Genomic DNA, 9,984 nt, shown 5'->3' on the forward strand with positions numbered 1-9,984 from the left:
GGGAACGAATTGACGGGATTGCGGAGAGCGGCGGCCGGGGCTCGTCGCGTGCGGCGCTGTCTAGTGTCGCACGCGGAATCCAGGCGGGGTCGACGTTTGACTCGAATATCCGATACGGGCAGTATCACGTGTTAGAACTCACACCGTCTTCTGGAGGACCCATGACCAACCTGGCCACCCTGCTCACCACCTCGGCCGCCCAGTACACGTCCGATCCCGCGATCATTCTCGACGAGCTGCACATGACCTACGGGCAGCTGGACGATCTCTCCGCCCGCGGCGCGGCGCTGCTCAAGGCCAACGGCATCCGACCGGGGGACCGCGTGGCCCTCGTGCTGCCCAACGTGCCCCACATGGCCGTGCTGTACTACGCGATCCTGCGCGCCGGCGGCATCGTAGTCCCCCTCAACCCCCTGCTCACGCCCCGAGAGCTCACCTACCACTTCCAGGACTCCGGGTGCTCCTTCGTGCTCGCGTGGGAGGACATGGCGCAGGCCAGCCAGAAGGCGGCCGAGGAGATCGAGGGCCTCAACGTGCTGCCCATCAGCGCCCGCGGAACGGTGGAGCGCCTCCAGGGTGTGGATCCCGACCGTGACGTCGTGGAGCGTCAGGACTCGGACACGGCCGTGCTGCTCTACACGTCCGGGACCACCGGCCGCCCCAAGGGGGCGGAGCTGACCCACCACAACCTGCTCACCAACGCCGAGGTCGCCGGCGAGGTGTTCAACCTGCACCACGGGGACGTGATGTTCGGTGGGCTGCCCTTCTTCCACGTGTTCGGCCAGACGGTGGCGCTCAACGGCGTGATCTGCAGCGGTGCGGCCGTGACTCTGCTGCCCCGCTTCCACCCGGGAAAGGCCCTGGAGATCCTGCGCCGCGACGGTGTCACGATCTTCGCGGGGGTCCCCACCATGTACGTGGCCCTGCTGCACCAGGCCAACCAGGACCCGCAGGCCGTCGAGGGCGTGGACCTGCGTGCCGGCGTGTCCGGAGGGTCCCCCATGCCCGTGGAGGTCATGGTCAAGTTCGAGAAGGTCTTCAACACCACCGTGTTCGAGGGGTACGGGCTGTCCGAGACCTCGCCGGTGGTGTGCTTCAACCAACCGGGCAACGAGCGCAAGCCGGGCTCCATCGGCACGGCCGTGCGCGGTGCGGAGCTGCGCGTGGTGGACGGGGACGACCAGCAGGTCCCCACCAACGAGGTCGGTGAGCTCGTGGTGCGCGGGCAGTACGTGATGAAGGGCTACTGGAACAAGCCCGAGGCCACCGAGAACGCGATGCGCGGCGGCTGGTTCCACACCGGTGACATGGCCCGCGAGGACGAGGACGGCGCGTTCTTCATCGTGGACCGGAAGAAGGACATGATCCTGCGCGGCGGTTACAACGTGTACCCGCGCGAGGTCGAGGAGGCCATCTACCAGTTCCCCGGCGTGGTGGAGGCCGCGGTGCTGGGAGTCCCGAGCGAGAAGCACGGCGAGGAGGTCGGGGCCGTGGTGGTCTTCGAGTCCGGGGTGCTCCAGTCCAAGGGCCGCGAGGCGCTCACGCGAGAGCTGGACGCGTTCGTCCAGGAGCGTGTGGCCAAGTACAAGTACCCCCGGATCTACCGGATCGTGGACGAGCTGCCCAAGGGCCCTACGGGCAAGATTTTGAAGCGCGAACTGACCCTCGATGCATAAATACTGATTGCTGTGTATAGTCATGCATGAGCCGCGGGGCACTCCCGCGTAGTCGGCGTCATCGAGCAGTTGTGGAGGAAAGCACCGTGAGTGATCGCGTGGTATTGGCCTACTCGGGCGGATTGGACACGTCCGTGGCCATCGGGTGGATCGGTGAGGCCACCGGTGCCGAGGTCATCGCCGTGGCCGTGGATGTCGGACAGGGTGGCGAGGACCTCGAGACCGTGCGTCAGCGCGCCCTGGACTGCGGTGCCGTGGAGGCGTACGTCGCGGACGCCCGTGACGAGTTCGCGAGCGAGTACTGCATGCCCGCGTTGAAGGCCAACGGCCTCTACATGGACTCCTACCCCCTGGTCTCGGCCGTCTCCCGCCCGGTGATCGTCAAGCACCTCGTGAAGGCCGCGAAGCAGTTCGGTGCCACCACGGTGGCCCACGGCTGCACGGGCAAGGGCAACGACCAGGTGCGCTTCGAGGTAGGCATCCAGACCCTGGGTCCCGAACTCAAGTGCATCGCGCCGGTACGTGACCTCGCGTTGACCCGTGAGAAGGCCATCACGTACGCGGAGAACAACAACCTGCCGATCGCCACGACCAAGAAGAACCCCTTCTCGATCGACCAGAACGTGTGGGGCCGCGCGGTGGAGACCGGGTTCCTCGAGGACATCTGGAACGCGCCCACCAAGGACGTCTACGACTACACGGACGATCCCACGTTCCCGCCCGCCGCGGACGAGGTCGTGATCACGTTCGAGCAGGGCGTGCCCGTGGCGCTCGACGGCAAGCCCGTCACGCCGCTGCAGGCCATCCAGGAGCTCAACCGCCGCGCGGGTGCCCAGGGTGTGGGGCGGATCGACATCGTTGAGGACCGGCTCGTGGGCATCAAGTCCCGCGAGATCTACGAGGCCCCGGGTGCCATGGCGTTGATCGCCGCGCACAAGGAGCTCGAGAACGTCACGATCGAGCGCGAGCAGGCCCGCTTCAAGAAGACCGTGGGTCAGCGCTGGACCGAGCTCGTCTACGACGGCCAGTGGTTCTCCCCGTTGAAGAAGTCCTTGGACGTGTTCATCGAGGACACCCAGAAGTACGTCAACGGTGACATCCGCATGGAGTTGCACGCGGGCAGGGCCACCGTGACCGGGCGGCGTTCGTCCACGGGTCTCTACGACTTCAACCTGGCCACGTACGACGAGGGTGACTCCTTCGACCAGTCCAACGCCCGCGGGTTCATCGAACTGTTCGGGATGTCCTCCAAGGTGGCCTCCCGCCGCGAGCAGGGCCTCGCCGAGGGCTGACATCCGCCTCCCGCGCCCCGGTGCGCGGGTGATCACCACATCATCGCGAACGGCCGGGCTCCTAGACTGGAGCCCGGCCGTTCCCCACGCCGGGTGAGTGCCCGGCAATCCACGGCCCCACGACGTCCACGAGGAGCATCATGGCCCAGCACGAGCAGCACGGAACCAACGAGGGCGCCCTGTGGGGCGGTCGATTCGCGGGCGGGCCCGCGGACGCCCTCGCCGCGCTGAGCAAGTCCACCGATTTCGATTGGCGTCTGGCGCCGTACGACATCGCGGGGTCCCGCGCCCACGCCCGCGTGCTGCACACGGCCGGCCTGTTGAGCGAGGACGAGTTGAGCGGCATGCTGGACGCACTCGACCGGCTCGAGGCGGACGTGCGCAGCGGGGCGTACGCGCCGTCGCCGTCGGACGAGGACGTCCACGGGTGCCTCGAGCGCGGGCTCATCGAGCGCGCCGGGGCGAACCTCGGCGGCAAGCTGCGCGCGGGTCGCTCCCGCAACGACCAGATCGCGACCCTGGGTCGGATGTACCTGCGCGACCACGCCTTGATCATCGCGCGCAACCTGTTGGAGCTCGTGCGAGCCCTCGTGGAGCAGGCGCGGCGCCACCCGTACGCCCCCATGCCCGGGCGCACCCACCTGCAGCACGCCCAGCCCGTGCTGCTGTCCCACCACCTGCTCGCCCACGCGTGGGCGGTACTGCGGGACGTCCAGCGGCTCGCCGACTGGGACAACCGTGCGGCGGTGTCCCCGTACGGTTCGGGCGCGCTCGCGGGATCGTCGCTGGGCCTGGACCCCAATGCCGTGGCGGCCGAGCTCGGCTTCGACTCCGCGGTGTTCAACTCGATCGACGGCACCGCGTCGCGGGACGTCTACGCGGAGTTCGCGTGGGTGTGCGCCATGGCCGCCGTGGACGTCTCCCGGATGAGCGAGGAGGTGACCACGTGGGCCACCAAGGAGTTCTCGTTCGTGACCCTGGACGACGCCTATTCGACCGGCTCATCGATCATGCCGCAGAAGAAGAACCCGGACGTCGCGGAACTCGCGCGCGGTAAGGCCGGGCGGTTGATCGGTGACCTCGCGGGTTTGCTCGCGACCCTCAAGGGGTTGCCGCTCGCGTACAACCGGGATCTGCAAGAGGACAAGGAACCCGTCTTCGACGCGATCGACCAGCTCGAGGTGCTGTTGCCCGCCGTCACGGGCATGATGGCGACCCTCGAGTTCCACACGCAGCGCCTCGCCGAGCTCGCCCCGCAGGGTTTCGCGCTCGCGACCGACGTCGCCGAATGGCTCGTGCGCCAGGGCGTCCCATTCCGCGAGGCGCACGAGGTCTCCGGGGAGGCCGTGCGCGTGTGCGAGGACGAGGGCATCGAGCTGTGGGACCTGACCGATGAGCAGTTCGCCGCGATCTCGCCGCACCTCACGCCCGGGGTCCGGGAGGTGCTCACGGTCGAGGGTTCCCTGTCCTCGCGCAACTCCCAGGGCGGCACCGCGCCGGACGCGGTCGCCCAACAGCTCACCGAGCTCGAACGGCAGCTCGCGGAGCTGGACGCCTTTGCTGCGCGCGAGCCCGTCGTCTCGTGACGGCCGGACTGCACGAGCTTCTCCTCGCCCCGGCCCCCGACGTCGCTCCCCGGCTGCTCGGCGCCGTCCTCGTGTGCGCGCGCCCCGGGGGCACGGTGGGGCTGCGGCTGACCGAGGTCGAGGCCTACGGCGGCCCGCAGGACTCGGACCTGCCGGATCCCGGGGCCCACACCTACCGGGGTCGCACGGCGCGCAACGCCTCGATGTTCGGCCCGCCCGGGCACGTCTACGTGTACTTCACGTACGGGCTGCATCACGCGGTGAACTTCGTGTGCCGGCCCGAGGGCGTCGGGGGCGGTGTCCTGATCCGCTCGGGTGAGGTCGTGCTGGGCTCCGAGGTGGCCACGCAGCGTAGGCTCGCGAACCGCAGTTCCGGACCGGCCTTCGCCTCGCTCGCGCGCGGGCCCGGCAACGTGGCGCAAGCCCTCGCACTGACCCGCGACGACGACGGCGCCGCGCTCGCCGATCTCGGCATCGCCCCCGATCCCGTGGCCCGGGCGCGCGAGGAGGTCGAACGGCGCGGTGACGACACGTGGGCCGGACTGGTCCTGGCGCAACGCCCCGCGAGCGACGTCGTCGTGACGGCCCGGACGGGCGTGTCCGGGGAGGGCGGGACGGACGCGTACCCGTGGCGCTACGCACTGCCGGGCGAGCCCACGGTGTCCCCGTACCGCAAGGCCACCGTCAAACGCCGCCGCACGCGCTAGCGCACCGCCCGCCGCGCGGTGCGCCGGATACGATGGAGCGGTGACTGAATCCGTGGAACAGATGATCGACCGGTTGTGCGCCAAGATCCCCGACCATCCCGAGCCGGGGGTGCTCTTCCGCGATCTCACGCCCCTGTTCGCGGACGGGGACGGTTTCCAGCGCACCGTGGACGCGCTCGTGGACGCCTTCCGCGGCCAGTACGACTGCGTGGCCGGTGTGGAGGCGCGCGGATTCATGATCGCCGCGGCCGTGGCGTACGCGTCCGGGGTGGGGATCATCCCGGTGCGCAAGGCGGGCAAGCTCCCGCGCGAGACCATCTCCCAGGCCTACGACCTCGAGTACGGCACGGGCACCCTGGAGATCCACACCGACGACGCTCCCCGCGGTTCGCGCGTCCTGGTCCTGGACGACGTCCTCGCCACGGGCGGGACCCTGGGTGCCACGGCGTCGTTGTTGACGCGCGGCGGGTACAACGTCGCGGGTTTCGGCGTGATCATGGAGCTGACTGCGCTGCGCGGCCGGGCCCAACTGGGCGGGCATCGCGTGCGCGCACTGTTGCGCGTGTGACGGGGGAGTCGCGCGGATCGAGCGGTAGGATAGACGATCGCCGGTTGAGCGACCGGACCCGTCGGCAGTGTGCGTGAGGTGAAGTGCGTGGAGGAATCCGCATCCGTGGAGGTGTCCCGGCAACTGGGGGAGGAACGGCGCTACGTCGCCGAGGCCTACGCCCGGTTGGACGAGTTGCGGCAACTCAATGCGGACGAGTTGCGCCGCGTCCGGACCACGAACTTCGGCGGGGGACACCAGGCGCGCTCCGAACGTGACGCATTCGCCACGCATTACGAGGACCGCCTCACCCAACTCAACTCGGTGGATGAACGTTTGGTCTTCGGTCGCCTGGACACCACCGAGGGGGAGCGGCACTACGTGGGCCGGCTCGGACTGGCCACGGAGGACCACCGCCGGCTCGTACTGGACTGGCGGGCCCGCGAGGCCGGGGCCTTCTACCAGGCCACCGCCGCCAACCCCATGGACCTGGTGCGTCGACGCCACCTCATCATGGACGGGCGGGACGTCACCGCCCTCGAGGACGACGTCCTGGATCCGGGTGCCGTCTCCGACGCCGAGGTTGTGCACGGCGAGGGCTCGCTCATCGCGGCCCTGAACTCCGAGCGCACGGGCCGCATGACGGACATCGTCGCCACGATCCAGGCCGAACAAGACCGCATCATTCGTGCCCCGCTGTCCGGGGTGCGCGTGGTCCAGGGTGGCCCGGGTACCGGCAAGACCGCCGTGGCCCTGCACCGTGCCGCGTACTTGTTATACGAACACCGGGAGCGGCTCGCCAAGTCGGGTGTGCTGATCGTGGGTCCGTCGTCGTCGTTCCTGTGGTACATCGAACGCGTGCTTCCGGCGCTCGGGGAGACCGGCGTGGTGATGTCGTCCCTCGCGGACCTCTATCCGGGTGTGCACGGCACGGTCGAGACCGACCCCTGGGTGACCCGCTGGAAGTCCGGGCTGCACATGGTGGACGTCATCAAGCGCGCCGTTGCTGACCGGCAGAAGGTTCCCGAGCGCACGCAGTGGCTCACCGTGGACGGCCACCGCGTGCGGCTCGAACCCTCGCTTGTGCGCCGGGCCCGGGAGCGTGCGCGCGCCACGGGCAAGCCGCACAACGAGGCCCGCGAGACGTTCGTGAAGGTCATCGTCAAGGAGCTCGCCCAGAACCTCGGGGACGAGCTCAACGAGAAGGCCGGGACCACGATGGACCGCTCGTACCTCAAGGAGGACCTGCGACAGTCCCGAGAGGTACGCATCGCGCTCAACCTGCTGTGGTTGCCCTTGACACCCCAGCAACTCGTGGCTCAGTTGTTCGGCAAGGAGCACTACCTGCGCTCCGCCGCCCCGCGGCTCTCGGACGCCCAGGTCTCGCGCCTGCTGCGGCCCGTCGACGCGCCGTTGACCGTACCCGACGTCGCCCTGCTGGACGAGGCCGCGGAACTGTTGGGCGACTTCGAGTCCGCCGGTATCAAGGTGCGCGGGGACCGTTCGCTCGAGGAGCGCAAGGCCCAGGAATCGGCGCAGAAGGCGCTCGAGGCCATGGCGGAGGGTTTCGAGGACATCGGTGCCCAGGGCGTCGTCACGGTCGAACAGCTCACGTCTTTCAACGCTGAGGCGCCGCACCGGATGACGGCGGCCGAAGCGGCGTCGTCGGACCGTACGTGGGCGTACGGGCACGTAGTCGTGGACGAGGCGCAGGAACTCTCGCCCATGCAGTGGCGCGTGCTCATGCGCCGGTGCCCCCTGAAGTCCTTCACGGTGGTCGGTGACATCGCTCAGGCGGGGAACGCGGCGGCGGCCCGGACCTGGGACGAGGCGCTCGAGCCGTTCGTGGGGGAGCGATTCACGCTCGAGGAACTCACGGTCAACTACCGCACCCCGCAACCGATCGCCGACGCCGCGGTGCGGGTCGCGCAGGCTACGGGGATCGCGGTCTCCGATCCCACGGCGGTGCGCGGCGGCGATCCGCCCGTGATCGTGCCGGTGGCCGTCGAGGCGGAGCTGGCCGCGGAGATCGTGGCGCAGGTGCGGCGCGAACTGGAGCGGCTCGCCGGGGGTCTCGTGGGAGTGGTGTGCCCCGGGGGACGTTTGGCCGCGGTGGGTAAGGCCCTGGACGAGGCCTTCCCGGGGCTCGTGGCCGCGGGCATGCGCAGCCTGGACCGGCGGATCATGGTGCTCACCCCGTGGGATGCCAAGGGCCTCGAGTTCGATTCCGTGGTGGTCGTGGAACCCACGGAGATCGCGGACGACCCCGCCGGGGGCCCGGGCAATCTGTACGTGGCCATGACCCGTCCCACCCAGCGGTTGTACCTCGTGGCGGCCCACGGACTGCCCGACGGGATCACCCCGCAACCCGGGGAACCGGGCGCCGGGGACCCCACGGCGGCCTGATAACTTAGTCCACGTGTCAACCACCGATCTCAGCACGCAGCACAACGATCCGTCCTTCTCCTCCCTGTGGGAGGAGCTGAACTGGCGCGGACTCGTCCAGGTCTCCACGGATGCGGAGGCCCTGCAGGAAACGCTCGACGGTGGTCCCATCACGTATTACTGCGGGTTCGACCCCACGGCGTCCTCCCTGCACCTGGGACACCTGGTGCAGTTGTTGCTGCTTCGCCGACTCCAACTCGCGGGACACCACCCGATCGGTCTGGTCGGCGGATCCACCGGGCTGATCGGTGATCCGCGGCAGACCTCGGAACGCGTTCTCAACTCGCGCGAGACCGTGGCCGAATGGGTAAACCTGCTGCGCGAACAGGTCCAGCGGTTCCTGTCCTTCGAGGGGGACAATCCCGCGCGCATGGTCAACAACCTGGACTGGACGTCCCAGCTGTCCGCGATCGATTTCCTGCGGGACATCGGCAAGAACTTCCGCGTGGGCACCATGATCAAGAAGGACATCGTGGCCAAGCGGTTGAACTCGGAAGAGGGGATCTCCTACACCGAGTTCAGCTACCAGATCCTGCAGGGACTGGACTTCCTCAACCTGTACCGGCAGTACGACTGCGTCCTGCAGACCGGCGGTTCCGACCAGTGGGGCAACCTCACCTCCGGCACCGACCTGGTGCGCAAGGCCGAGGGTGCCACGGTGCACGCGATCGGCACGCCGCTGATCACCAACTCGGACGGCACCAAGTTCGGGAAGTCGGAGGGCAATGCCATCTGGCTGGATCCGGAACTGACCTCGCCTTACGCCTTCTACCAGTTCTGGCTCAACACCGCGGACGCGGACGTGGCGGATCGACTCAAGGTCTTCACCTTCCGCACCCGCGAGGAGATCGCGGAACTGCAGCGTCTCACCGAGGAGGAACCCTTCCGGCGTGAGGCCCAGAAGGTCCTGGCCTCGGACGTCAACACCCTGGTGCACGGGCCCGAGGCCACGCGCAAGGCGATCGAGGCGTCCGCCGCCGTGTTCGGCAAGGGTTCTTTCGAGGACCTGGACGAAGACACGCTCGCGGCGGTCGCGGCAGAGCTGCCCCACGCGGAGGTCGCACCGGGTGAGCACGCCGTGGTGGATCTGCTCGTGGCCACGGGCCTGGCGGAATCCAAGTCCGCCGCGCGGCGCACGCTCAAGGAGGGCGGTGCCTCCGTCAACAACCGCAAGCTCTCGGGGGAGGACGCCACCCTGACCGCGGACGACCTGTTGCACGGTCGGTTCGCGCTGCTGCGCCGGGGCAAGAAGAACCTGGCAGCCGTCACGGTCGGGAGCTGATCGTCGGGCACCGGGTCCCCGTCGGGCCCCTGATCACATACCCCGGGCATGGACGCCCGGAACCGCCGCACGGCGGAGCACCCGCGAGCCGGGGCCAGCGTTTTGCGCCGGTCCCGGCTCGTGTGTAATGTATTCCGAGTCGCCGCGGCGAGGAACCGAGAAGGAACCGGAGCCGCGGGGTGACCGGCAAAGATCAGCCCGACACGTCGGACCTCGTTCATGCTATGGTTACCTGGCATTCGGCAGCGCGAAGCAAATCGGCTTGAACAGTCAAGTTGACACGCCGAGCAACGCGGAACTAAGCTTGATGAGTCGCTTCGCGGCGGACCGAAGAGGTTCGATCCGAGAGGCAACTCCCAAAATCGTCGATCGGCCCGGAGCGGCTCGATCGGACAACCGACCGTTGTGGCCCTGGTGAGGGGCCGTGTGGTGTGGTTTGTTGTTTGTCA

At 68.8% G+C, this 9,984-nt stretch carries 7 protein-coding genes; all 7 read left to right on the forward strand.

Going from position 1 to position 9,984, the window contains the following annotated elements; all coding sequences use genetic code 11:
- The first annotated feature begins 161 nt into the window (after positions 1–161).
- The 7 genes from B3I25_RS12295 to tyrS all read left to right on the forward strand — a co-directional run bounded on the left by B3I25_RS12295 (position 162) and on the right by tyrS (position 9,535).
- A complete protein-coding gene (locus tag B3I25_RS12295; RefSeq protein ID WP_098055823.1) occupies positions 162–1,676 on the forward strand; it encodes a long-chain-fatty-acid--CoA ligase in 1,515 nt (504 codons plus the stop codon).
- 86 nt (positions 1,677–1,762) lie between these two features.
- Positions 1,763–2,968, forward strand: coding sequence for an argininosuccinate synthase (locus tag B3I25_RS12300; RefSeq protein WP_064845922.1), 1,206 nt, complete (start codon positions 1,763–1,765; stop codon positions 2,966–2,968).
- Between the two features lie 140 nt (positions 2,969–3,108).
- Positions 3,109–4,554 (forward strand): argininosuccinate lyase, encoded by a 1,446-nt coding sequence (gene argH, locus B3I25_RS12305; protein ID WP_286739451.1) that lies wholly within the window; start codon positions 3,109–3,111, stop codon positions 4,552–4,554.
- Positions 4,551–5,261: a DNA-3-methyladenine glycosylase gene (locus tag B3I25_RS12310; RefSeq protein ID WP_098055821.1), complete on the forward strand. Its 711-nt coding sequence runs from the start codon at positions 4,551–4,553 to the stop codon at positions 5,259–5,261. Before argH ends, B3I25_RS12310 begins: the two co-directional genes overlap by 4 nt.
- 40 nt (positions 5,262–5,301) lie before the next feature.
- Positions 5,302–5,829: an adenine phosphoribosyltransferase gene (locus B3I25_RS12315; protein ID WP_064845919.1), complete on the forward strand. Its 528-nt coding sequence runs from the start codon at positions 5,302–5,304 to the stop codon at positions 5,827–5,829.
- A 69-nt stretch (positions 5,830–5,898) separates the two neighbouring features.
- Positions 5,899–8,214 carry a HelD family protein gene (locus B3I25_RS12320; protein ID WP_286739454.1) on the forward strand — a complete coding sequence of 772 codons (2,316 nt, stop codon included), beginning with the start codon at positions 5,899–5,901 and terminating at the stop codon, positions 8,212–8,214.
- 13 nt (positions 8,215–8,227) lie between these two features.
- Positions 8,228–9,535 carry a tyrosine--tRNA ligase gene (gene tyrS, locus B3I25_RS12325; protein ID WP_064845917.1) on the forward strand — a complete coding sequence of 436 codons (1,308 nt, stop codon included), beginning with the start codon at positions 8,228–8,230 and terminating at the stop codon, positions 9,533–9,535.
- The last annotated feature ends 449 nt before the right edge of the window (positions 9,536–9,984 follow it).

This window comes from Kocuria sp. UBA1838 (assembly GCF_002338785.1).
GTDB lineage: Bacteria > Actinomycetota > Actinomycetes > Actinomycetales > Micrococcaceae > Kocuria > Kocuria marina.